Below are 25,353 nucleotides of genomic sequence, written 5' to 3' on the forward strand. Positions count from 1 at the left end.
AGAAATCCGGGAAATTTTGTCACTCAAAAACCTGAGTTCTGCTGCGCTTCACCCATGCTACAGGTAAACTTTTCCTAAGAACTGTTTACAATTTCAATATGCTTTTTTGCATTGGAGCTTATATATAGAATTATAAACAGTTCTTTCTAAAAATTATTCTTTATCCAGAATTTCTGGCGTAATTAATCCTTCTGCTATTTCACGCAAGGCAACTACTGTGGGCTTGTCATTCTCCCATTCAACCATGGGCTGATCGCCTCTTACAGCGATTTGGCGTGCCCTTTTTGTCGCTACCATAACCAGTTCAAATCGATTTGCAACGTTTTTTAAACAATCTTCAACTGTAACTCGCGCCATATTTTATTCTCCAATAGCATAGCAAAACCTTACATTTTACTGCGATGACAACAAGAAAGAAAGCAATTTCGCTTGTTTATTTGATTGCCGCTCAATACGTAAGCGGTTTGCAATCACAATCGCTCCTAATTCTATCGCCGCTTTTTCAAAATTATCATTAACGATTAAATAATCAAACTCTGAATAATGGCTTAACTCATCCTGGGCCTTTTTCATCCGATCGCTAATTACTTCATCTTTGTCTTGCTTTCGGTTTAATAGCCGTTGTTTTAAAACGTCCAATGAGGGGGGTACAATAAAAATACTCACCGCCTCTGGAAAAGAACGTCTTATTTGCTCTGCTCCTTGCCAATCTATATCCAAGACCACATCGATGCCATTCTGCAAACGTTTTGTAATTTGCTCTATCGACGTACCGTATAGATGATTAAAAACTCGAGCATGCTCCAAAAAAGAGCAATCATTAACCATATTGAGAAATTCTTCCTCATTGATAAAATAGTAGTCCACTCCATGCAATTCTCCAGGTCTCATTTTTCGTGTAGTATGCGACACGGATACTTCAATGTCTTCCAGAGTTTCAACTATTTTTTTTACTAAACTTGTTTTGCCTCCCCCAGAAGGTGCTGCAACAATGAATAAATTACCTGTATAATCACCCACAATAATACTCACTCAATATTTTGAATTTGCTCACGCATTTGCTCAATTAAAACTTTCATTTCCACAGCACTCTGGGTTAGTTCAACAGAGTCAGATTTAGAGCTTAGCGTATTCGCCTCCCTATTTAATTCTTGCATCAAAAAATCCAAGCGTCTTCCTGCTATTTTATCGCAATTTAACGTCCGACTCACCTCATGAACATGAGTTTCTAATCTATCTAGTTCCTCATTAACATCCATCCGAGTCAATATCAAAGCAATTTCTTGCTCTACGCGTGACTCCGGAACCTCAATTTTAACAGCGTGAAGTCGAGTCATTAGCTTGTCTTTAATTTGTTCTGATTGTTTTAATACTATTGATCGTGCCTTTGTGATTTGTTGGCTTAAATCACTTAATCGTCCCTCAATGTGTTTTGTTAAGGCAGATCCTTCATTAACACGCATTTGGCTTAACTGTTCAATCGCCTCATTAAATAAATGCAGTGCATGTTCTCCTAATATCTCCACATCAGGCATGCTTGCCTGCATGACACCAGGCCAGGATAAAATGCGGCTAACACCTAAGTCATTGGGCAAATGGTGGGATGCGGATAGCTTCTCACTCAAATTTACTAATGCATTAACCATGCCTATATTAATAAGCATAGACTGATTATCAGAACTTGTGTCTTGATATTTCAGCTGACATTCCAGTTTTCCGCGATTAATTTTGTCTCGCAACAAAAGGCGCAGTTGAGGCTCTATAAACCGGAATGATTCAGGTAAACGAAATGAAACATCCAAATATCGATGATTCACTGATTTAATTTCCCAACAAAAATGTCCTTCTTCAACTTGTTTCTGAACTCGTGAAAAAGCAGTCATACTTTGAAGCATATCAACACCAATGATTAAACCTTGCGGCGAATATACCCCAATTTCAAGAAATTGGACAGAGATTAGCCTTCTGAATTAGCAATCTCGTATTAAATCGTTTCCCAGAATACCTACATCTTCATACTCAGTGAGAAATGAGTTGTTTCTTATTGTCCCGATTTAATAAAAGTACTCTTTTTCAGACATATCCATAAGCGTACTGAAGATATGACCCGCAGATCTCGCGAATTACACTTTTAACTACCTTCCATTAAACCTTGACCTGCATGAATTATTTGCATCGTTTTTGAAAAACAGGAATGAGTGGCCATTGAGGATTGTTGTGCTGTTTTTACAAAATACCCAATAGTGGTCGATGGGAACGCATTCTCTAAATCTTTATTATATGACTATGGTAATAGGCAATCAGGGGACAGCCTCGTTGCCATAGGCTGTCCTAAGTTCTATTATCTAAAACCTAATACCCCGTCTAACTGAGAGTCTTGAAGCGGTGTATCTGGGAGTTGAGCTCGTGATTCATTCAGTTCATCGATTACTTTGATGTGATTTTGGATCCAATCCATGCGCGCATTTTTTTTATAATTTTGAATATAGAGATCTCGATTTGAACTTGCTAATTTTGCAGTTTCTTGGGTCGCAAAAAATCCCAATTTTGCATGAGCTATAAACCAGTCAGCACGGTGGCTGTCTTTTTTAGTAGTAGGAATATCTTCAACTCTCGGCAAAAATTCTTCTAACCTTGACTTCATTGTAGCTACCTTAAAATTTGGAAATATGGCCACAAATTATACACTAAATTCTTTTTTCAGTCCATGCTTTTCACCAATTACTACCCGGAACCAAGAGGAAGAGTGGCTACCTTTGATGTTATTCAGTAATTTTACTTCACTTAATATTAAGCAGGTCTGAATCTCTACAGGTTCACAAACCATTATTCTAATGTAAATTAGCTTCTCACCTACACTTTTGGATGCATCTCTACCAGTAACGCGTTATAATTTCTATTTTTTAGCGAGGATTTTCTAATGCGCCCCAGTAACCGCGAAGCCAATCAATTACGTTCTGTTCAAATAACAAGAAATTATACAAAGCATGCAGAGGGTTCTGTCCTCGTTGAATTTGGACAAACTAAAGTTTTATGTAATGCCTCAGTAACAGACGGAGTTCCCCGTTTTATAAAAGGAAAAAATCAAGGTTGGATTACTGCTGAGTATGGTATGCTACCTCGCGCAACACATAGCCGTACTGAACGTGAAGCAAGCAAAGGCAAGCAAGGCGGCAGAACGATGGAAATTCAACGTCTTATTGGCCGCTCTCTAAGAGCTTGTGTTGATTTAAAATTCTTAGGCGAAAATACAATTACTTTAGACTGTGATGTCATTCAAGCGGATGGCGGAACCAGAACAGCAGCCATTACTGGTGCTTGTGTTGCCTTAAAAGATGCAATCACTTGGATGGTTGAGCGAGAGAAAATTCGTAAGATGCCAGCCTTTAACTATATCGCAGCGATTTCTGTTGGTCTTTATCGTGGACAAGCCGTTCTTGATTTGGATTATGCGGAAGACGTTCTTGCCGAAACAGATATGAATGTCGTCATGAATGAAGCAGGACATTTCATTGAAATTCAGGGAACTGCTGAAGACAAACATTTTAACCGTGATGAATTAAACAACATGCTCGCTCTTGCCGAAATAGGCATTCCTCAATTAATTGAATTACAGAAAAGAGCCTAGCAACTAGTTTTGGAGCTCTCCTAAATGGAGAGCTGCCTAGAATATCGATTTATCTATGGCCACTTCGCGGGCTACATAAGAGGTAATCAGATTTTTTTTCACTAATTCGGTTAAATGCTGATCCAACGTTTGCATTCCTTTACCTTGTCCTGTTTGAATTGAAGAATACATTTGTGCCACTTTATCTTCACGAATTAAATTGCGTATCGCTCCTGTGCAAATCATAATTTCCAATGCAGCCACACGGCCTCCGCCGTTTTTTTTCAATAAAGTTTGGGCTACAACTGCTTGTAATGACTCAGACAACATAGAACGAATCATCGATTTTTCCTCAGCGGGAAATACGTCAATAATCCGGTTAATTGTTTTAGTAGCTGAATTTGTATGCAAAGTGCCAAATACTAAATGTCCTGTTTCTGCGGCAGTCATAGCCAAACGAATTGTTTCCAAATCCCGTAACTCCCCTACTAAAATCACATCGGGGTCTTCGCGCAACGCAGAACGTAAAGCCGCATTAAAGCTTAATGTGTCTCGATGAACCTCCCTCTGATTCAACAGGCATTTTTTACTCTGGTGTACGAATTCTATCGGATCTTCTACAGTTAAAATGTGATCATAACGATTGGAGTTGATGTAATCGATGACAGCTGCCAAAGTGGTACTTTTTCCGGAACCTGTTGGTCCGGTTATCAGTACCAATCCTTTAGGATAACTGGCCATTTCTTCAAAAATAGCAGGCAATCCCAAATCACTCATACTCAAAATTTCAGAAGGAATGGTACGAAAAACTGCAGCAGCCCCTCTTGCCTGATTAAATACATTGACCCTGAAGCGAGCAAGATTAGGTATTTCAAATGAAAAATCTGTCTCCAAAAACTCTTCAAATTCTTTTCTTTGCCTGTCATTCATTACATCATAAATGGTTTTTATCACTTCTTTATGTTCCAAGGCAGGTAAATTAATTTTCCGTAAATCACCATCGACACGAATCATTGGAGGCAAACCTGCAGATAGGTGTAAGTCCGATGACTTATTTTTTACTGAAAAGGCCAATAGTTCTGCGATATCCATTGCTACACTCATCCTTAATATTCAATAGGATTGGGCAATACTCTGTAACCTGGCAATGGACACAGATACCCAATTTTTAAAATATAATGCTATTAGATTAGCTCACTAAGTAAAGCTCGGCAAACATTGTTTCTTTTGATATTGTTGAAGTTTTCCATATCTTGTTTTTAATCTATGAATCTTTATCAAAATTTAAATGACATAAAGCAATTAATCTTACAGACTGAATTGGAATGTAATAGAAAACCTGGCAGTACTCTATTGCTCGCTGTCAGTAAACAACAAAGTGTCGAATCCATCACTCAATTATTTCATTTAGGCGTCACTGATTTCGGGGAAAGCTACTTCCAGGAAGCACATCAGAAAATCAATGCTTTAAGGGATCTTCCCATTCAATGGCATTTTATCGGCCCAATTCAAAGTAACAAAACCAAAGGGATTGCGAGCGAATTTAGCTGGGTTCACAGTGTAAACCGCTTTAAAATCGCTCAAAAATTGAGTGAACATCGATCATATGAGATGACTCCACTCAATATCTGTTTGCAAATTAATCTGGTTGAGGAGGAAACGAAATCAGGTATTCCGCCACACCAGGCATCTAAATTAGCCGCAGCAGTGAGCCAACTCCCCAATTTAAGATTAAGAGGACTCATGACTATTCCCCCGCCCATACGAGGAATAGAGTCTCAATATCAGCTTTTTAATCAGCTTAAACAACTCATGAATTCAGTGAATTTGGAACTTGGGCTTAAAATGGATACACTCTCCATGGGTATGAGTGATGATTTAATACCTGCAATTAAAGCGGGGGCGACGATTGTCCGAATTGGTCGTGGATTATTTGGTGAGCGACAAAAATAAAGCAAAGAGATATAATTGGAAATATTTAGATTTGGATGCGAGGATAGGTGAAAAATGTCGGGTATTAATGCAGTAGCACTTTTTATTGTTTCTTTAATTTTTTCACTGGTTATTTTAAGCTTGTGGCTTCGCATTGCGCTACGGTATTTACGGGTCAGCTCGCTGCATTCTGTAAGCCAGCTTGTTCATAAAATTACCGATCCAATAGTGAATCCAATTCAATTGATTACCAAACAATCTTATCAACCGAAGTTCCAATATGATATTCCAGCATTCATTACCCTGGTTCTTGTTGAACTATTAAAAATTATTTGTATTAGTCTGCTTGCTTTTCATGGAATCATTCCCATTGCCTTCATAATTCTTTATATTATCGCGGACCTAATCATCCAACCCTGCGATATCTTGTTTTTTGCCATATTGATCCGCGTGGTCATGAGTTTTGTTAATCCAAATTGGTATGGACCATTGGCTGATTTCTTACGATTACTTACTGAGCCGCTTCTAAAATTAGGCCGTAGAATAGTTCCTGATATCTCAGGCTTTGATTTTTCTCCTTTCATTATCATGGTCTTATTAAAAATTATCACCTTATTTGTTAACGCAAGCCTGCCCTGGAGAATCTTATAAAAGCGACTATAATTTATTTAAGCAGAAGGTTATCAGGATTAAATTATGAAATTGACGTTCCTCAGTAGTCTTGGTTCTGGTTTGCTCCTTTTATCTTTTAGTCTTTTCGCTGATACCCAATCTTATTATTGCCCTCAAAACCATGCCTATATTAACTTGGGAATGACGCCAGATGAAGTCATTGCCGCATGTGGGCAACCTATAAGCCAACAAGAGTCAAATCAACCCCTGCAACAAAAAATTCCCATGCAACAGCTCATTTACAATAATCTCGGAACAAGTACCGCCTTTTATGGCGTATGGAATATACCTACTGGGAATGGCGGTGTATCCCTCGAAGTAAATGTAGTCAATCAAAAAGTTCATTCCATAAAATTAAATGGCTCTGGCAGTAATGCCGTTTCTGTGTGTCAAGGGTCAAATATTCAACCCGGAGATTCAGTACAAAAGGTATATAGTGCCTGTGGTTCTCCTTCCACGGTGAATAATACCTTTATTAATGAAATTGTACCCACTGCTGAAAAACCTGTGATCTGGATTTATCAACCGGGTCAATATCAACCCTCCGTATCCATGACTTTTGTTAATGGCAAACTACAATCCATCCAATAAAGAATGTCCGTGAAATCTTCCTGGACCAACGTTGGGTTATTTTTAGGTAAAACACAGTTCAATACTATAGTAAGTTTATAAAATAAGATAAACTCTCAAAATTTTAGCGCAATGGCATATCGTCAATTAAATATGGTTATTGCTTTTCTTGAACAATTGAAAGAGTAAGGGCTCAAAATGACTGCTAGTATAGATGAAATTACAGTTGCATTCAGTGAAAATGGGACTGATACAGTAAAAGAATTAGATAAAAAGGTTTTAAGTAAAGGAGCCTGGACGACAATTATGTTCAAGTATCAGGAATGGGATAATGCACAAAACGACTATGGACCTGTTAAATTTTCTATCAGACGTTATCAAAAAAGAAACAATCAATACTGGCAAAAGTCTAAATTTAATATCTCCAGTGTGGAACAAGCACAAAAAGTTATAGAAATTCTTACTGATTGGATAAAATAATTTCTGATTATTATTAGCTCACTTTATTCAACATATATACTATCCTCCAGAACAAAGTTTGATTTTTGAATTTTAAAAATTTTAAAAATTTTAATAGGTTATTGAAATAACAAAATTTTTAAGAAAAAACTGGAGGTTTGACCATATTGAATAATTCCTGCCTACATTTTATCCCCTGAGAATTTTTTTTATTCTGTTTATTCATATTTCTTAAGGTTAAGTTAATTTTTGATCTTTATAATTAATTCCATTCTTTCAACAAACTTTATAAGAATTAATTATGCAGACTAAAAAAGAAACTCAAACACCAAAATCTGGAACTTCTAGCACTTCATCTTTTTGGAATATGCCCGATGTATCCAATGCTTCATGGTTGGTAGCTCCTATGGACTTAATGAAACACCGGATGCAAATGCAGCAATCTGGAAAGAGTACTCCTACTCCAATATGGAATTTACAAAGTCTAACCAATCTTTCCGCATTAATGTTTCCAATTGATGTCATGAAGCAAAGACTTCAAACACAACAAACAAGAAAAGCCCCAACAACACCCATTTGGAATATTCAAACATTCTATAATGCAGCATGGAGTCCATTTGAGGTGGTGAAACAAAGTTTATCTATGCAACCAAAGCCAGGACATAAGCCGCCAGCACCTGTATGGGCCTATCCCAGTATTTACAGTGCAACCTGGGAAGTTGTTAAACAACAAATGACTTATGCCATTCCTGGGCTGGTAATGCCTTTTGAAGTGGCGAAACACCATATGAAATATGGGGTACAACCACCCACATCGCCGACGGTACAAGCAGTTAGAAGGATATATAGTAATGTGTCGGCTTATATGCCATCAATGGATGCGATCACCCAACAAATTTGGAATGGCGCAAACTTCCTAACTGTTGCAGCCACCACCAGCACTTGTATCGTTGCTGTCCAAAGCCCAGTTAAAACAATGTCCCTGAGTTTAGTCAAAAACGGAACTTTTCTTCCCCCAAACTCCGCTGGACTTTCTAACATCATGGGTATTTTGTATTCCGGTGGTAAAGCTGGAGCTGCGACTTCCTTAGGCCGATCTATCTATGTTTCTGGAGCCAAAGGCGGCAGCAAATCAACCGAAGAAGGAATCCATGAAGCCAGCAGAGAAGATGGTAGAAAATACGCTGCCGTAAGCTACCCATATGTTTTGACTATGGCTTTAGGCGAGGTTGTTGTAACCAATGGACCAGATACTTTAGGGAGCTTGCAAAAAGTACCAGGGCTTCTTCCTAAAGATTTCGTTTGGAAAACGCCTTATAATATTACTAAGTTGATGACAGGAGGCGCTGAACTTAAATACGCTTCTGCCATTTTTAATTTCGGTGCTTTATGTATTCTCGAAGAGCGAATTGCAAGTGGTTTACCGATTCAAGACAAAAGAGCTGCTCATTTTGCTTCTGGTATGCTCAGTGGTATGGCAGCTGCTATGGTTACTCATCCCATTAATTCACTTAGAGAATATGGCTTAGTACAATTTAGAGTAGACAATGGTCGCTTGCACAATGTGAGCACCGTTAAATTATGTCAAGAATTATTTTATTGCTTCACAAGCGATCCAAAAGCCGCTTTAAAATCCTTTGGAAATATGTCTTTAAAAAGGGTTCCAATAAACGCGACGCTAACTGGTCTTATTTTTGCTTTTGTTGCTGGTATTAACGAAACGATGGGACCTGAGCCATTAAATGTTTTTGCTAGAAAACCTCAGACTTCGTCACCAGGTAGAACAAGACAAAGTATGTTTGGTGGTAGTGAGGCCACAACTCCTCGAATCGAGGAAGTTGTAGAAGAACAAACCAGCGAAAAGGATAATAGCGCTTCTCCAAAATAATAAACAGATAAGCTGAACTTGCATAATTATCATTTATTATCCAAAAATGATCTCATAGGGCAAAAATAGTGTATCATAGAACTGCAATGTATAATTTTAAAACATACGTTGCAGTTTTTATTTTATTAAAAGGATGAAAAAAATGATGTCACGTTTTGGATTTTTTATTAAGCCCGTTATTGAGACTACAGTTTATTCAGTTGGAGTCACCGCAGTCGGTACAGGAATTTACAAATTCGGAAATGCCCTTACCGAGAGTATCCAAGAAAAAAAAGACCATCAAAAAGCAGAATTTCCCCAACAACATCATGAGCACAATGAACACGACGACAAAGAAAACATATCAATAAGATATTAGTTTTATCTAGTTATAGACACAAAGGATGGTGTGGTTTTTTAGAACCAACACCAACCCCCTTACGGAATAATTATTATTCTATTAATTCCAGCACTGGATGGCTGCGAGTAAAGTACTCCTGAACCATCTGTTCTGTAACTAAATCCAGGCTTTTTGGATTCCATTGAGGATTTTTATCCTTATCAATCAATAATGCCCTTACTCCTTCATAAAAATCCGAATGATGCATAAAATGTCTTACTATGGTGTAGTCCATCTGCAAACACCCGGCTAAAGACAATCCTGTGGCTTTTTGCAATTGGGCCAGAGTGATTTTAAGGCTTAAAGGTGATTTATGGGATAAAGTCTTATCCGTAGTAGCAGACCATTCTGTATTGGATTTTTGTAAAGATTCCCGGATTGTTTCCACAGTGGGGTGTTTAAAACACTCCTCCATAATAGGATTAATTTGACTCGCCGCTTCTGTATCGGAAGACCCTGTAAAGCGCTGTAAACATTGATTGACACGCTCAAAAGCATCTGTAGATAGATCTTCATTCATTAAAGCATCATACAATGCAGGCATTTTATCGGAAGAGACAACTTTTTTTACCAAACCAGCATTCAGAGCGTCCTGCGCACCGAGGCGATTACCTGTTAATCCTAAATAAATACCTAAACTTCCTGGGCATCGGGTTAATAAATAACTTGCACCTATATCGGGAAAAAAGCCTATACCTGTCTCCGGCATGGCAAACACGAAACGCTCACTTGCAACAGGATGGCTGCCATGCATGGAAATTCCCACTCCTCCACCCATAACAATGCCATCCATTAAAGAAATATAGGGCTTGCTAAAATGATGAATGTAGTGGTTTAAACGATATTCATGCCAAAAAAATTGCATCTGCTCTGCATCGTTTCCTTGTCCCGAATAATAAAGCGTCCTAATGTCTCCGCCGGCACAAAAAGCATTTCCGGGTACTGACCGTAAAATCACTGCATGAACGGTGGTATCTTCTTTCCAAAGACTAAGTTGTCTTTGCATTTTGAGGATCATATTTAAGGTTAGTGCATTTAAGGCATTTGGCCTATTTAATGTGATAACACCCAATGAAGCTTCTTTGCTAAATAGTACCTCATCCACCATGATTATTGTCCTTTAAACTGTGCAGGTCGTTTCTCTAAAAAGGCAGTTACGCCCTCTTGTTTGTCTTCAGAGGCACAAACTTTGGCAAAATGGATGGCTTCTAAATGCAAAGCATCTGTTAATGACAAATCATAACCGTGATCGATCGCTTCCATAGTTGCTGCAATAGCAAGCGGCGCCATATTTATAATTCCAAGTAAAATTGATTTTCCATGTTCAAGCAAAGCTTCCGGTTCAACTACCCCACTCACTAACCCCCAGTTTAAGGCAGTCTCAGCATCAATAAATCGTCCCGTCAAACATAAATCTAAAGCGCGTCCTTTGCCAATCAAACGGGCTAGTCGCTGGGTTCCCCCATAGCCAGGGATAACACCCAATTTCACTTCAGGTTGTCCAAATTGTGCTTTTGTTGAAGCGATTCTCAATGTTGCAGAAATAGCTAATTCACAGCCACCTCCAAAAGCAAATCCATTGACAGCTGCCAATGAAGGCTTACCTAAAGTTTCCAAAAGGCGGAATACTTCTTGTCCACGGCAAGCAAATTCATATCCTGTTTGGGCAGTACATTCAGCCAGTCGATTAATATCTGCACCTGCGCAAAAAGCTTTACCATTACCGGTTATCATTAATGCCTTAACTTTAGGATTGGTTTTGGCGTGATGAAAGAATTCTTCCAGGGCGTCTAAAACTTCGGAATTTAATGCATTTAATTTTTCTGGTCTGTTTAGAATTAAATATAAAATACCGTGGTTATCCAAATCTTGCTCAATTAAGTTCATTCAATTACTCCTTATCGATGGATTATGGTGCAGCATGCGTGAATGCCTAACCTGATTGACATTGATAAAAAAAAAATAATTTTTTTTCTAGCATTCAGGATGAGTACTATTAAAAATCCTATCAGCACAAAAAGTGCTCTTCGTCCAAAGTGGCTTTAGCTACAATTTCACGCATAATTTCATTTGTCCCTTCCAGAATCTGGTGCACTCTTAAGTCTCTGAATATACGCTCAATTTGGTAATCCCGTAAATAACCATAACCCCCATGAATTTGCATGGCCTTATCGCAAATGCGAAAAGCGACATCAGTAGCCAAACGTTTTGCCATGGCACAATATAACGGCACTTGAGGGTCTTTTTTATCCATCGCATTTGCTGCTCGATAAACCATTAATCGAGCGGCTTCATAATCGGTTAACATATCCGCAAAATAAAAACGTAATGCTTGCATTTGGGTAAGTGGTTTATCAAATTGTTTCCGCTCGTGCATATAAGACTGGGTCAATCGTAAACAGGCAAGCGCTCCTCCTAAAGAGCAGGAGGCTATGTTAATTCGACCTCCATTTAAAGCATTTAATGCAATCTTAAACCCCATTCCTTCATCGCCAACACGATGAGAAATAGGTACACGACAATTCTCAAAAAATACCATGCAGGTTGGTTGACTATGCCATCCCATTTTCTTTTCTTGTTTGCCGTAACTAATTCCTGGCGCGTTTTTATCAATAAGTATACAACTTATACCCGCATGTGATTCATCGCCTGTCCGGACCATACATAAGTAAACATCACTTTCGGAACCCCCAGAAATAAAGGATTTAGAGCCGTTAATGACATAATAGTCACCGTCTTTTACCGCTCTGGTCTTTAATGAAGCAGCATCGGAACCTGATTCAGGTTCCGTCAGACAATAACTGCCAAATAACTCCATCGAAATTAATTTAGGGCCCCATTTCCTCCGTAACTCTGGACTGGCATATTGGTCAATTAAAGAGGTAACCATATTATGTATCGAAAGATAAGCACTCGTACTGACGCAACCCGTAGCTAATTGTTCGAATAACAAAGCAGAGTCCAATCGCGTGAGTTGAGAGCCACCAATATCCTCGCGTGCCATCATACCGGCCATTCCTAAGGATGCTGCTTCCCGTAAAACGTCTTTAGGAAAATAATGTTCTTCGTCCCATTTATTTGCCAAAGGAGCCAATTTCTCGCGTGCAAAATCAGCTGCCATATCACGGAAGGCTAAATGTTCTGCTGTGAATTCAAAATTCATAACCCATCCTTAGAAAATTTATATAATTTTATATAAATGTATTATTATTGCGAATTTTTATCACCCATTAAAGAGATATGCTTAGAAAATTACCCAGGGTATTTTACGAACGTGATACTGTCTGTGTTGCCAAAGATCTTCTTGGTAAATACCTCATTCATTATCAATCCGGCCAGCAGTATATAGGAAGAATTGTCGAGGTAGAAGCTTATCTCGGACAACATGATCTTGCATCTCATTCTTCTAAAGGCCTTACTCAAAGAACAAAAGTGATGTTTGGGCCTGCAGGATTTGCCTATATCTATTTAATTTATGGGATGTATTACTGTACCAATGTTGTTACTGAAAGTGAAGGTATCGGTTCTGCAATATTATTGCGGGCTGTAGAACCTGTAAAAAACATTCAGGGGCGAACACAAGGGCCTGGTTTACTGTCTAAGGCCATGCATATTGATAAAAAATTGAACCAACATGATTTGACCAGTGATACTTTTTATATCGCCGGGGAAGAAAACGAAACGCCCTTTGTCATTGTGGAAAAACCAAGGATTGGTGTTCATTATGCAAAAGATTGGGCTGAAAAATTATTGCGCTTTTATATAAAAGATAATGCTTTTATTTCTAAACCATGATGATATGATTGCAAGTTTTCTGCGCTTGTAAAAAGAGATAAAAATAAGAATAACTCCATGGAAATTTTTGCAGCACCTGAAACCCGCAATAGCTCGCTTGCCGTACTCAAAGAATATTTCGGTTTTGATTCATTTAGAACACCCCAGGAAGAAATCATTCATGATGTGATTGCCGGACATGACGTCCTTGTACTCATGCCTACCGGCGGAGGAAAATCTCTTTGTTATCAAATCCCTGCATTAGTAAGATCCGGAGTAGGTATCGTTGTTTCTCCCTTAATTGCGTTAATGGAAGATCAAGTGAGTGCTCTTAGATTACAGGGTATCCGCGCTGCGTTTTATAATTCTTCCCTAACGAGTGATGAGGCGAAAAATGTATTAAAACAATTGCATCATGATGAATTGGATTTACTTTATGTTGCCCCAGAACGTCTCATAAGCATCTCATTTCTAGAGCGATTAAAAGAATGCCATATCGCCCTATTTGCCATTGATGAGGCCCATTGCATTTCTCAATGGGGGCATGATTTTCGGCCTGAATATTCGGCATTGGGGCTTTTAAAAAACCATTTTCCAGAAATTCCCATTGTGGCGCTTACTGCTACGGCAGACAAACAAACACGTCGGGATATAGTAGAGAAATTAAATTACACTCCCAAAAAATACATTGCATCCTTTAACAGACCCAATATCCATTATAAAGTAGCGCTAAAAACAAATGCAGTGAAACAATTAAACCAGTTTTTGCAAACCGTAGAACATCAATCTGGCATTATTTATTGTAGTACACGCGCGGGCGTTGAAACGCTTTCCAAAAAATTACAGGATTTAGGTTTTAAATCGCGCGGTTATCATGCAGGCCTATCCCACAAAGAAAGAAGGGAGGTACAAACTTTATTTCGGTATGATCGGATAGACATCGTTGTAGCGACCATTGCTTTTGGTATGGGAATTGATAAATCCAATGTTCGCTTTATTGTTCACTATGATTTGCCTAAAAATATAGAGGGCTATTATCAGGAAACTGGTCGTGCTGGACGAGATGGGTTACCCGCACAAGCTCTTTTACTCTATGATGCAGCAGATAGTGCTCGGCTACGCTCCTGGATTATGAGTAATCCTACGGAAGATCAACGCAGGGTAGAGCTGAATAAATTGAACCACATGCTCGCTTTCGCTGAGGCAGCTCATTGTCGACGTCAAATATTATTGAGGTATTTTGATGAGCCTTATGAGTTGGCATGTCAATATTGTGATGTTTGCGATAATCCGCCAATAACCGCTGATGCAACAGAAGATGCACGGAAATTCTTATCTTGTATCTACCGATTACGCCAGAATTTTGGATTAACCCATACCATCGAAGTCTTACGAGGCAGTTTGTCAGATAAGATAAAACAATGTGGTCATGAGCAACTAAGTACCTTTGGCATTGGCAAGGACAAATCGGTCCATTATTGGAGACATTTAGCCTGGCAACTGATTCACAAAGAATATTGCGTACAAGATCTCAACCATTTCAATATTCTTAAACTAACCCCCAAATCGATTCCTTTGCTAAAAGGCGATGAAAAAATTTCATTGACCTTACCCAATAGTGATCCCAAGCCTTCTAAAAAGAAAATCAAAGGACAACGGCAAGTTCAAACAGAAAATAATCCATTATTTGAATTACTGCGTGGATTGAGACGCCAATTAGCCGATGAAGAAAATAAACCGTCTTTTATGATTTTTAGTGATGCAACCCTATATGCAATGACAGAAGCAAAGCCAAAAAGTTTAGAACAGTTGCTCCAAGTTCCAGGCGTAGGGCAACATAAATTGTCCCACTATGGGAGTCAATTTCTTAAGGTATTAAACGAGTACAGCGACTAAACCATGGCTAAGCGTGCGAGCCAAAAGACAGCGGCGAAAGGACTTCCTTTCTTCTGTCAATGAGTTCTTCTGCTTTGAGAATAATAGGATTATGCCGGGAATCACTTCCTGGATAATTTGATTCACAGAACGCTTTATACTTGTCCAGTTCTTTTTCTCTCATATAAAGTTCGAATTCTTTGTAAAAAGCTCTTCCCGCCACTTCACCAAGAATTTCAATAAATTGTTCATACAAACCTGTTTTTGGATTACTGTAAAAGCAAATATCCATAAATTTTTTTTGATAGATGGATGAAAATTGAAATGTGTCATCCACCAACTCGGGTATTTGCCTAAAGAGAATATCCATGCCTTGAGATTGAGATGCATTTTTAGCCTGATTTAAAAGCTCTATCACTTCTTCACGCTTTTCCCTGGGAACAGTAAGTGAGCGGATGGCTGCAAATTTCTTGTTTTCGGCATTTAAAAAAGGGGCACCACCGACCCGTGCGCCTCGTTCAGCTAATAAAAGTTTCATATTTCCATCTGTTAAATTCTTTAAAGTAGCAAGAATCCCATGACCTTTAAATCCGGTAGCTTGAAAAGCCATCCCATCCCTGTCCAGTTGATCTAAAATGCTCTCTACTTCCGTATTGAGCTCAAGTTTTTTCAAAGCCGTGAATAAAAGCTTAAACTGAGCCGCATGTTCTGGGTGTTTCTCCTCGATGAACTTCTTTAAATAGCCATTTAGCACTGCTAACCCTTCATCAAAAAGCCCTGAGCCAAATTGGACATCTGCACCTGGAAATTTCAAAACCTCATTTAACTTTTGTCCGCCAAATATAAAATATAGCCTGCGCCGATAAAGGTATTCTTTATAATTCAGATTATAGGCTTCAAAAAATGTTTTGAGAGTCTCGTGTGGAAATGTATTCAAGTGTGCAATAGTAAGCACGGATTGCTCTTTATTATTTTTGGCCAGTACATCAGCACCCGCTCCCAATAGTAGGGGTATTGCCTCAGCATTCTGGGTAGCAACCGCTATTAATAATGGCGTATTACCCTCATGATCCCTCGCCTCAAGTAACTGTTTCTTTTGCTGAGGATTCAAGGCGACCAATTGAAGGAGTTTTTTGACTTCATAATTTTGTTTGTAGCGAATGGCTGTGTGTAATGGGATTTCTTCTTTATTATTCTTTGTAAATATTAAATTTGGACTATGAGCATGAATATAACTCATCGCTTCGCCATAATTCCCTTGAGCAATGAGCAGGTGCAGCGCAGTATTGCCGTCACTGTCCTGCTCCTCCAAGCTTGCTCCACTTTGGTGTAAAAAGGTGACAATTGTTTCAGAGTTCATCTCAGCAGCAACCAACAAAGGAGTTTTTCCTTTACTGTTATGATCATGGATGGAGAAATAGCCCTTTTCTATCAGATGCATCACAAGTAAAGATCGTTGCGTTTTGATTGCTACGAACAATAAATTATCTCCATCTTTATCGGTAGCTTGAATAAGATCAGGTTCGATGCCTAAAAAATACTCGATTAATTGTGTCTTACCTAACCTTGCTGCGAATAATATTGGAGTTAATTGGGATTCCGTTGTTGCTGCCAGGGATACGCCGTGTTCAACCAACCATCTTACACTATCTATATCACCTTTGATTATGGCTTTAAAAAGCGCCTCCTCTTTTGCATTCGTAGTGGTTTTTTTGAAAAGTAATTCTGCAATTTCAAATTGGGAACTCTCTAGAGCGTATTGAAAAGCTGTGTTTCCATTTTTACTTTTTAGATCAGCTGGAACACCATGGTCTAATAAAAGGGACACACTGTCTTTATGTCCGTTTTGGGCAGCGAGCATTAAGGCATTTTCACCTTTATCGTTGATTACCAAAAAGTCAGCGCCTGCTTCCTGTAGAAAATGAAGTGTTTCCATCTGTCCATTTTTTGCAGCAAAAAAAACAGCATTTTCATGATGTTTGTTTTTTTGATGAACATCACCACCCTTTTGAATCAAGTACTTTATAATCTGTAAATTACCTCGTGAAGCAGCAATCATCAGAGGGGTGTCACCATCATCAGTCACTTTTGTAGCATGCTCTTCGGGAAAAGCTTGAAGCGCTTCTAAATGATTATTAAAAGCAGCGAAATGTACACCGGACCATCCGTCTTTACTTTGATAAAGGAGAATTTCTTCTTTATCTCTTGCTATTCTAAATAGAATCTCCAAAGCTTCAGTATCTCCCAAGGCACTTACAAAAAGGGCAATTTTACCAATCTTTTCTCGCCGGAAGCTTGCAGGGGATAAATGCGCCAACTTATCGTATTGTTTCGAGAGCACAACAGTAGCTATGGCTCCTAATTGAGAATCTGCCACCAATAATGGCAGTGCTTTATAAGAAGAGTAAAAATAACAACATTCTAAAGGAGTAAATCCGTTATTATTGGATGATTTTAAGAAAGGGTTTTCACTTTCTTCTGCTTTTTCAATCAGAACACTTAAGATTTCTGGTTGATCATAAATTGCGGCAAGATGTGCCAGGGTATTTCCATTCTCATCAGCCGAGAGAAACTCTTCCTCGTCCAAACTTGAAATGAGCTTTTTAAATTGATTCAAATTTCCTTGCTTTATAGCGGCCCTTAATGATTCAATTTTATTCATTCGATATACCACGACATCATTCTGTTAAATCAAAGTATAGTTTATATCCAGAAGGTGCGATGATGGGATGTCAATACTCAATGTGTTTATTTTATGAAAGATAAAGATAATCTGCAGAGCCAATTAATAGAATACATTTGAGAGTAATTAATATACACTATGAGTCCATTAAACCCATTTTACTTGTTGATCTATGTCGTTTTCACTACTGCCCTTAACTAAATTTGACAAATCTTCGATAAAGAAGACCCTTCTCAGTTCACCCCTCATGTTTTTGTTGGGGCTTCTTTGTGTTATCTTTTTCTTACTGCAAACATTTACCATTTTCGTGGCCACTTTAAGTGGATCTTTACTTTCTTTATATTTACTTCAAATAAAGGTTCAAAGTCAGAAAAACCTTGAGAATATGAATTCGTTGTTTCGACTCAAAAAGTGGATTTCTCTTGTTATAAATTGTAATGAACAATTTCAGAAGCACCGCAGCGAACAATCAGTTAAAGCCACTCTTCCCTGGGAGGTTTTCATTGGGTTCTATCATTTTAAAACACTTCCTTCTTTCAATGTAAAAGATATCAACTTTTTATTAAGTACAGATGGGAAAATGACGCAGTTATATGATGCGATTGTAGCATTTCAATCTCACCTGGTTATCCTATCGAACGCACTTAACGAGCTACAAAAACATCACACCCTCTATTTAGAAAAAATGAATCATTGGGAATCTAAAATAAAAACAATGAAAGCAATAAGAGAGATGAATAGTTCCGACTCCAAAATTTTGCGGGAGAAAATAGGCGATAATCTTTTTCAGCAACTTATTTTTTTAAAAAACTTATGCAATGAAAAGAGTGATTGTTTAAATATTGCAGGACCCGATTTATTCAGTTTATTAGAATATTTTGAGATTAGATAACCGCAAATACTTGACATTTCCCTGGATGCCGCGAACAAGTCGCGGCACGTGGAGGAATGGGTATTCTAAGGCGGGAAATACAAGTCTTTCTATTTTAAAAAGCTATTTTTCCCCATTTCTCCTTACTACCCTCGTGACTTTTTATAACACCAACCGGCGAAGTAACATTCTAACAGAGCAACAAATCATTTTTTCATTGTCCATTGCATCTCACCTATGTGCCTCGACTGTATAGGAACCAACGGTGAAATAAAATTGTAAAAGAGCAAATAATCTTTTTTTCATAGCTCATTGCCCCTCGTCTACGTGCCGCGACTTGTTCGCGGCATCCAAGCAGCTCGTCATTTAAACAAAGATGTTATAAGTAAAGACAGTTGTCACATTGCCATTCCCTTGATGTCGCGAACAAGTCGCGGGACACGTAGATGTAGGGGTATTCTAAGGGAAGAAATAGAAATCATACATTTAGATGGCTCCTACCTTATCCACTCTCAGAATTACCCGTCGCGACTTGTATTTGAAACCAATGGTGAAATAAAATTATAACAGAGCAAACAAACATTTTTTTATTGCATATTGGCACCTCACCTACGTGCCGCGACTTGTATTTAAAACCACCTGCAACATAAAATTATAAAAGAGCAGAAAATTATTTTTTCATCGACGTGCCGCGACTTGTTCGCGGCATCCAAGCAGCTCACCATTAAAAAACGTGTTAGTTATTCAAAATAAGATTTGTTTCATCCTTGTCAATGGTGTTTCTTATACCACAACAGTCACAGTAACTTAATAACGAATACTTTAATTTAGAGCAATTTGGACACGTATCAAATAATCTGACACCGCAGTTTGGGCAAGTATAAGAATCGACCTCATTGAGGTAATGGTAATCGTTCGTTGAAGTATTATATTTATTATTGGCCATAAACAATTTGGAAATACTTGGTTTAATAGCACACTGGCATATAGGACATTCCATTTTTTGATAAGCTTCCCGATATTGTTTTTGCAGCCAGTTTGGTTTTGGAGCAGCCAGCATGCGTAACTTTGAAATCAGTACCGCAGTGGTGATGTAGATTAAAGCCAAAATCAATAGATATTTAAATAGATAGGATGGAAAATACTGATGCATGACCACTGATATCTTAAAGAAAACAGCGATTCCAGCTGCCATAATCATGGGTTTATAGAGTGTATGTCTGTAAGATTTGAACAAATATGCACATAGAAGCAGTAAGGGTATTAATACCAGTAATTGCAACCCAGCCATAGCCCAGTTGTGTTTGACCCATTCAGAATTATATTCCTTATTGGCTTGTTCATTTTGTTTTGCAAGGTGGGCATCAATTTCCTTTACTTTGTTTTGGATTTGTTGAACCTCCAAATTATCTTTGGTTATTGTACTATTTAATGCCTGGAATTGTTTTTGATAATCCAAATACAATGTAGTGACATTCTGTAAATTATTTTGCGATTCAGCAGAAAATGCCACACCCTTTTCAATGCTGGCTTTCTGTAAATCTAATAGCTGGTTCATTGTATCTCGATAACTATTAATGCTCGTTTGTAAAATATTTTGCTGCTGATGCAATTCGTCAATGGTGCTCGTACTTTTTTCAAGTTGCCTGTTATAGTTCTCTTTTTGCTTTACCAATACCGGATCTTGGTATTTCTTTTGAATTTCAGTTATATCGGGGCCAGGCTGATTACTGATGTCATCCATGAGAAAGCCGATGAACCAGTATATCAATAAAGCCAATATTACATTGAGCATCATCACTAAAATGCGATATCCCTTCGGTCCTTTTTTTTCGACAGCCTTCTCCACAGTCATGATTATTATTTATTGATTTATTCTCATAAAATCATAGCATATTTAAAAAAAAGGAATTTTTTTTCTGACAAAAAAATGCCCGGCTAAAGATTGGTCATTTTGGTGGGGTGTCGATGCCCTCATCAAATGTGGATTTTTGGGAACAAGATTCACTGCTGCAATATACATAGGAATTAGTTTTTTTGAGCTCCACCTATACTTCTACAAATAGCTTATTAATACGATGACCTCTTTTATCCATATATCCACACCTATTTATCCAAGAGAACCAGACGCCAAACAGCAAAGAAAATGCGTGAACCAGATAACTACTTTTCCATAACAGTTTGATAGACTAATTGTTCACTGATGAAGACAAACAGATCTTGAATGCTTCTAATGAAAAGATTCATTAAAAAATGAGTAAATAATGAAAATTGTTATTAAAGTTGGAACTCAGAGTATCTTAGCAACGGATGGTACTCCTTTTGAGCCAATTATGCTTTCCTTAGTGGAGCAGATTGTCACTCTTCAGAAAGGAAATCATCATGTTGTATTGGTTAGCTCTGGTGCCGTTGCATCAGGGCGGAAAATAGCTACTCAATTTCTTGGCCGCCAATATGGTTGTTCGATAGGGGAAAAGCAAGTTCTTGCCTCATTGGGACAATATGAATTAATGCATGTATATGCATCCATGTTAAAAAAACATCATATGTTTGCGTCTCAATTATTGCTCACAAAACAGGATTTCCAAACGAGACACCATTATTTAAATATATCAAGATTGCTTCATGAAATTATAGGCCAGAAAAATATCCTACCTATAATCAATGAAAATGACAGTGTTGCCATTGAAGAACTGATGTTTACGGACAACGATGAGCTATCAGGACTTATCGCAGCAATGATCAATGCGGATAAATTGATTATCTTGAGTAATGTTGAAGGCGTTTATACAAAGCATCCAAATGAAACTGGATCCGAATTGGTTCCAATTATCAGCCCTACCCATAATTGGCCTGAAGTTTCTTCTGTAAAAAGTCTTCATGGCAGAGGTGGAATGATTAGTAAACTTGGAACAGCTCGTAAAATGTCTCACCTTGGGATAACAACTCATATAGCGAGCATCAATCAACCTTCTGTGATTCTGCGTATTCTCAACGAGGAAAATCCAGGTACCACTATTCTGCCGACTAGAAAAAAATCCAATATCAAAAGGTGGATTGCTTATAATGAAAAAAAGTCTGGCTCAATTACAATAAATACCCGTTTGGTAGATATTATAAAAGAAAATAAAAGGGTTATAAGCATTCTACCCGTGGGAATCGAAAAATTCACAGGTACTTTTAAACGAGGTGATTTGATAGAAATACTTACGCCCAATAATGAAAAAATAGGGATTGGTCTTGCTAAATATGATTCTGTGAAATTAAATGAGTATTTAGGACAATCTGGAAAACCTGAATTTATTCATTATGATCATTTACATATTTTTTAGAGACATACATGATTGCAGAAATTACAGATCAACTTAAAGCGACAAAAAAATCCAGTCTTAGCTTAAGATCTATGGATGAAGGGAAGCAGAATCAAATATTAATGGATCTTGCAAGCCTGATACGGAATTCCGTTCAGGAGATCATGAACGAAAATAAAAAAGATTTAGTGTTGATGGATAAAGAAGATCCGAAATATGACAGGCTGCTCTTAACTAAAGAACGGATTGAAGCAATGGCGGCTGATGTTGAAACTGTAGCGGCCTTACCTTATTCAATGAAAAAAATTTTAGAGCAAAGAAAACTCCCCAATGGATTAATCATTCAGAAGGTTTCTGTACCTTTAGGTGTCATAGCGATTATTTATGAATCGCGCCCCAATGTCACTTTAGATGCTTTTACTTTATGCTTCAAAACAGGAAACGCGTGTGTTTTGAAGGGAGGCAAAGAGGCTTATTCTACTAATCTGTTTTTAGTGTCATTGATCCATCGATTACTCCAGCAACACGGTATCAATGAGTCCATTATTTATTTATTACCATTAGGGAAAGAAGCGGTATATACGCTCTTGAAAGCCAATCATTTCCTTGATGTTTGTATTCCTAGAGGAAGCCAATCACTAATCAATTTTGTTCGTGAAAATACAACAATACCGTTTATTGAAACAGGTGCTGGTATCGTTCATATTTATTTTGATGAAAGCGGTGATAAGCAGAAAGGCCGCGTCATTATAGAGAATGCCAAAACAAGAAGAGTCAGTGTTTGCAATGCCCTCGATATATTAGTAATTCATAAAGCTCGATTGAATGATTTACCATTTATCATAGAACGGCTTGCTGAAAAACATGTTGAAATTTTTGCAGACAGACCCAGTTACCAGGCAATTAAATCTTTTTATCCTAAAAATTTATTAAGAAAAGCAACATCTAGTGATTTTTGCCAAGAATTCTTATCTTATAAAATGGCAATCAAAACGGTAAACGCATTAGAAGAAGCGGTGACTCACATTATGGAACACAGTTCCGGGCATAGCGAGGCGATCATCGCTGAAGATCAGGCGAGCATTCATTATTTTCTAGATCATATTGATTCTGCAGCGGTTTATGTCAATGCGTCTACCGCTTTTACTGATGGCGCACAATTTGGAATGGGTGCTGAGATAGGAATTAGTACTCAGAAATTGCATGCCCGTGGCCCTATGTCATTAGATGCTTTATCAAGTTATAAGTGGGTTGTTTTGGGTGAAGGCCATATTAGACCTTAACTTGTTAAACTAATTCAACTTAAACAGCACAATTCAAAAGAGGCCATAGAAATCGGTTCTTTTTTATCTTTTTTTCAGTTTTTTCTAAATTTAGAAAGTTAGATTTTTGAACAATTTAATCCATAATTAAATAATACTTTAAAATAGCAGGATATAATATGCCAGAACTAAGTGAAGTATTATTTTGTGCACAAAATGCAAAAAACCATGCGCGCAAAAAAGTTTTAAAAGGAACAACACATGAGGATGGCGTGGCTAACTCTAGTGGTTCCTCTGATATAGATCAACGTAGTGCTTTACTTGAGGCAGTTATCGCCATGAGGGAAGTTATCTCTGAACAAGCACATCATCCTAACCCTCTGGAAGCAAATGTTCCTGATTTAGCATGGTTAGAGATCAATATTGAAATTTCATCCAAATTTACATTAGGTAACTGCTATGAATTCACCCTGCACGCGCTCGATTATATCTTAAATCGAGCGCCGCATATTGATGCAGAAGTGTTCAAAATCATGAGGGGCGATCATTATTTTTTAGTTTTAAATCGCGATGAAAATAGTGACAAGAGGGACCCAAAAACTTGGGGGAAAAATGCCGTAATATGTGATCCATGGCTCAATGCAGTCTATGCAGCAGGGGAATATCTTACTTATCTAGGTAAATATTATGATCCCGCTAAAGGGCATCAATTCACCATAGCGGAGGGAAACTTAAATATTGCTCATCTATGGGAGTTGAGAAAAGTAGAGAATCTAAAAAACAATTATTTGAAAGAAGTTCAAGGTTTGCTAGAAATAGTAGAAGATTATAAAAAAGCTTTAATTAAAGAAAAAAATTTGCTTGATAAATCAAAAATCCCTGTCCTTTCTATAAAAGTCGCTAAACTTGATAAACTCATTACAAAATTAAAAAATATTAACTGCGATGAGTATACAGATGAGAGTAAAAGCTACCGAGTAGCGAGATCTGAATTATTAGTAGCGCTGGATTTGTTAAAACAAGAAGTCCAATATAATTTTCAATTCACTGTAAGCGAGGCACAAACCTTAGGATTATTTGGTGGTTCAGCGAGTAAAAAATCTCATTTGCAAGAAATTGTGGAACATGCAGATGCACGACTCAATGAGAGCACTCATTGATTCCAAGGTCTGCAAATCTCCCATCAACGATATTGTCAACTTTTCCCAGCTTTTAAAAACTACGCTGCTGAGGAACGATACATTCTGAGTATGTAGTAGGTGTAAAGGAGGGATTACTGTGACAATCTTTTGCGTAAAAAATTTGTTGGTAGAACCTAACATTGATAAATTTACCCTGTTCATTTTGATCAGAAAACACCCATAAATGCGTTCTTAGAGGAACTAACGCTATAGAGTCCTGATTAAATGGTGTATTCGGAAAAGATTGAAGTAAAGGTATAAATCCATGAAAAGGTATATGAGATTCGGGAGGTTTAAGCCAGCGCATGAGTCCATCATACTCTTCTTTTGTAGGATTCAAACCTTGCTTATCCCATGAGATAACTACAGAAAAAGGGGCTGTATTTCCAATATTATCAAATAGCTTAAGCTTCTCTTCTGCTGTCCATTGAAAACTGCTCCAATACTGCTTTATACCATTATCTGTTTGAATTGGTATATTGCCTTTCTCACTCAACTTCACTACTGTTTTATAGGGATTGGGACTTGGATTCGAATTGGGATTTGGAGGTAAAACATTCCCTCCTATATTGCTAATACTTATAATTTTACCTAGGGGACATACACAAGCCTGGGCCTTGTTTTTACCCACACTATGGGTATTTCCCCAAATATAGTTTTGAAAGAGCTGAATATATAACTCGGCATGCTTTTGCCCCACATCCGTTAAATCATGAGGGCCAGCTTGGGTATCTTCTGCATGGCGAATGACAAAGACGACCGGCATGCATCCGTAGGTTTTTCTGAAATCACCTTGAGGACTGCAAGCAGCATCTGCACTCCATGTATTCATAGAAACCAAGCTAAGAACAAATAAATAAATGAATCTCATAGCAAACTATATTAACCC

Annotated in this window: 24 protein-coding genes; 13 read left to right on the forward strand and 11 right to left on the reverse strand. The window is 37.8% G+C overall.

What is annotated here, in order from left to right; genetic code table 11:
• Nucleotides 1-153: 153 nt before the first annotated feature.
• The 4 genes from rpoZ to BU07_RS0115840 all read right to left on the reverse strand — a co-directional run bounded on the left by rpoZ (nt 154) and on the right by BU07_RS0115840 (nt 2,644).
• Entirely contained in the window at nt 154-357 is a 204-nt protein-coding gene (rpoZ, locus tag BU07_RS0115825; protein ID WP_010653170.1) for a DNA-directed RNA polymerase subunit omega, read from the reverse strand.
• A gap of 36 nt (nt 358-393) precedes the next feature.
• On the reverse strand, nt 394-1,023 hold the full coding sequence (gene gmk, locus BU07_RS0115830) for a guanylate kinase (protein ID WP_031567757.1): 630 nt from the start codon (nt 1,021-1,023) through the stop codon (nt 394-396).
• A gap of 5 nt (nt 1,024-1,028) precedes the next feature.
• Nucleotides 1,029-1,895: a YicC/YloC family endoribonuclease gene (locus tag BU07_RS0115835; protein WP_031567758.1), complete on the reverse strand. Its 867-nt coding sequence runs from the start codon at nt 1,893-1,895 to the stop codon at nt 1,029-1,031.
• Nucleotides 1,896-2,341: 446 nt separating this feature from the next.
• Nucleotides 2,342-2,644, reverse strand: a complete 303-nt coding sequence (locus BU07_RS0115840; protein ID WP_031567760.1) for a hypothetical protein — start codon at nt 2,642-2,644, stop codon at nt 2,342-2,344.
• A gap of 276 nt (nt 2,645-2,920) precedes the next feature.
• Here BU07_RS0115840 and rph point away from each other — a divergent pair, with 276 nt between their 5' ends.
• Nucleotides 2,921-3,628 carry a ribonuclease PH gene (gene rph / locus BU07_RS0115845; RefSeq protein WP_031567761.1) on the forward strand — a complete coding sequence of 236 codons (708 nt, stop codon included), beginning with the start codon at nt 2,921-2,923 and terminating at the stop codon, nt 3,626-3,628.
• Between the two features lie 36 nt (nt 3,629-3,664).
• On the opposite strand, the gene BU07_RS0115850 is transcribed toward rph, so the two are convergent.
• The gene (locus BU07_RS0115850) at nt 3,665-4,699 is read right to left on the reverse strand and encodes a type IV pilus twitching motility protein PilT (protein WP_031567763.1); all 1,035 of its coding nucleotides are present in this window, start codon (nt 4,697-4,699) and stop codon (nt 3,665-3,667) included.
• A gap of 174 nt (nt 4,700-4,873) precedes the next feature.
• Between BU07_RS0115850 and BU07_RS0115855 the strand changes: the two genes are divergently transcribed.
• The 6 genes from BU07_RS0115855 to BU07_RS0115880 all read left to right on the forward strand — a co-directional run bounded on the left by BU07_RS0115855 (nt 4,874) and on the right by BU07_RS0115880 (nt 9,486).
• Nucleotides 4,874-5,560, forward strand: a complete 687-nt coding sequence (locus BU07_RS0115855; RefSeq protein ID WP_031567765.1) for a YggS family pyridoxal phosphate-dependent enzyme — start codon at nt 4,874-4,876, stop codon at nt 5,558-5,560.
• A 54-nt stretch (nt 5,561-5,614) separates the two neighbouring features.
• Nucleotides 5,615-6,190: a YggT family protein gene (locus BU07_RS0115860; RefSeq protein ID WP_031567766.1), complete on the forward strand. Its 576-nt coding sequence runs from the start codon at nt 5,615-5,617 to the stop codon at nt 6,188-6,190.
• A gap of 45 nt (nt 6,191-6,235) precedes the next feature.
• On the forward strand, nt 6,236-6,802 hold the full coding sequence (locus tag BU07_RS0115865; RefSeq protein ID WP_031567768.1) for a DUF2845 domain-containing protein: 567 nt from the start codon (nt 6,236-6,238) through the stop codon (nt 6,800-6,802).
• Between the two features lie 177 nt (nt 6,803-6,979).
• Complete coding sequence (locus BU07_RS0115870) at nt 6,980-7,261, forward strand: hypothetical protein (RefSeq protein ID WP_031567771.1); 282 nt, start codon at nt 6,980-6,982, stop codon at nt 7,259-7,261.
• Between the two features lie 280 nt (nt 7,262-7,541).
• Complete coding sequence (locus tag BU07_RS0115875; protein ID WP_031567772.1) at nt 7,542-9,128, forward strand: hypothetical protein; 1,587 nt, start codon at nt 7,542-7,544, stop codon at nt 9,126-9,128.
• 142 nt (nt 9,129-9,270) lie between these two features.
• Complete coding sequence (locus BU07_RS0115880) at nt 9,271-9,486, forward strand: hypothetical protein (protein WP_031567774.1); 216 nt, start codon at nt 9,271-9,273, stop codon at nt 9,484-9,486.
• Nucleotides 9,487-9,559: 73 nt separating this feature from the next.
• Here BU07_RS0115880 and BU07_RS0115885 read toward each other — a convergent pair whose 3' ends face one another.
• From BU07_RS0115885 to BU07_RS0115895, 3 genes are all read right to left on the reverse strand, one after another.
• On the reverse strand, nt 9,560-10,615 hold the full coding sequence (locus BU07_RS0115885; RefSeq protein WP_031567777.1) for an enoyl-CoA hydratase/isomerase family protein: 1,056 nt from the start codon (nt 10,613-10,615) through the stop codon (nt 9,560-9,562).
• Nucleotides 10,616-10,617: 2 nt separating this feature from the next.
• Nucleotides 10,618-11,394: an enoyl-CoA hydratase/isomerase family protein gene (locus BU07_RS0115890; RefSeq protein ID WP_031567779.1), complete on the reverse strand. Its 777-nt coding sequence runs from the start codon at nt 11,392-11,394 to the stop codon at nt 10,618-10,620.
• A 121-nt stretch (nt 11,395-11,515) separates the two neighbouring features.
• Nucleotides 11,516-12,670, reverse strand: coding sequence for an acyl-CoA dehydrogenase family protein (locus tag BU07_RS0115895; RefSeq protein WP_031567780.1), 1,155 nt, complete (start codon nt 12,668-12,670; stop codon nt 11,516-11,518).
• A 77-nt stretch (nt 12,671-12,747) separates the two neighbouring features.
• Between BU07_RS0115895 and BU07_RS0115900 the strand changes: the two genes are divergently transcribed.
• Entirely contained in the window at nt 12,748-13,302 is a 555-nt protein-coding gene (locus BU07_RS0115900; RefSeq protein WP_031567782.1) for a DNA-3-methyladenine glycosylase, read from the forward strand.
• 57 nt (nt 13,303-13,359) lie between these two features.
• A complete protein-coding gene (gene recQ, locus BU07_RS0115905) occupies nt 13,360-15,177 on the forward strand; it encodes a DNA helicase RecQ (RefSeq protein ID WP_031567784.1) in 1,818 nt (605 codons plus the stop codon).
• A gap of 7 nt (nt 15,178-15,184) precedes the next feature.
• Here recQ and BU07_RS0115910 read toward each other — a convergent pair whose 3' ends face one another.
• Nucleotides 15,185-17,818 carry an ankyrin repeat domain-containing protein gene (locus BU07_RS0115910; protein WP_031567786.1) on the reverse strand — a complete coding sequence of 878 codons (2,634 nt, stop codon included), beginning with the start codon at nt 17,816-17,818 and terminating at the stop codon, nt 15,185-15,187.
• A 406-nt stretch (nt 17,819-18,224) separates the two neighbouring features.
• Between BU07_RS0115910 and BU07_RS0115915 the strand changes: the two genes are divergently transcribed.
• On the forward strand, nt 18,225-18,731 hold the full coding sequence (locus BU07_RS0115915; RefSeq protein ID WP_133134477.1) for a hypothetical protein: 507 nt from the start codon (nt 18,225-18,227) through the stop codon (nt 18,729-18,731).
• 715 nt (nt 18,732-19,446) lie between these two features.
• On the opposite strand, the gene BU07_RS0115920 is transcribed toward BU07_RS0115915, so the two are convergent.
• Entirely contained in the window at nt 19,447-20,565 is a 1,119-nt protein-coding gene (locus BU07_RS0115920) for a zinc ribbon domain-containing protein (protein WP_031567790.1), read from the reverse strand.
• Nucleotides 20,566-20,974: 409 nt separating this feature from the next.
• Here BU07_RS0115920 and proB point away from each other — a divergent pair, with 409 nt between their 5' ends.
• The 3 genes from proB (at nt 20,975) to BU07_RS17100 (ending at nt 24,443) form a co-directional block, all read left to right on the forward strand.
• A complete protein-coding gene (gene proB, locus BU07_RS0115930) occupies nt 20,975-22,042 on the forward strand; it encodes a glutamate 5-kinase (protein WP_031567792.1) in 1,068 nt (355 codons plus the stop codon).
• 8 nt (nt 22,043-22,050) lie between these two features.
• The gene (locus tag BU07_RS0115935; RefSeq protein ID WP_031567794.1) at nt 22,051-23,304 is read left to right on the forward strand and encodes a glutamate-5-semialdehyde dehydrogenase; all 1,254 of its coding nucleotides are present in this window, start codon (nt 22,051-22,053) and stop codon (nt 23,302-23,304) included.
• 158 nt (nt 23,305-23,462) lie between these two features.
• Complete coding sequence (locus tag BU07_RS17100; protein WP_031567796.1) at nt 23,463-24,443, forward strand: hypothetical protein; 981 nt, start codon at nt 23,463-23,465, stop codon at nt 24,441-24,443.
• A gap of 52 nt (nt 24,444-24,495) precedes the next feature.
• On the opposite strand, the gene BU07_RS0115945 is transcribed toward BU07_RS17100, so the two are convergent.
• The gene (locus BU07_RS0115945; RefSeq protein ID WP_242601898.1) at nt 24,496-25,296 is read right to left on the reverse strand and encodes a hypothetical protein; all 801 of its coding nucleotides are present in this window, start codon (nt 25,294-25,296) and stop codon (nt 24,496-24,498) included.
• Nucleotides 25,297-25,353 lie beyond the last annotated feature (57 nt).

Origin of the sequence: Legionella wadsworthii DSM 21896 = ATCC 33877 (assembly GCF_000701265.1) — a bacterium.
Taxonomy (GTDB): Bacteria; Pseudomonadota; Gammaproteobacteria; order Legionellales; family Legionellaceae; genus Legionella; species Legionella wadsworthii.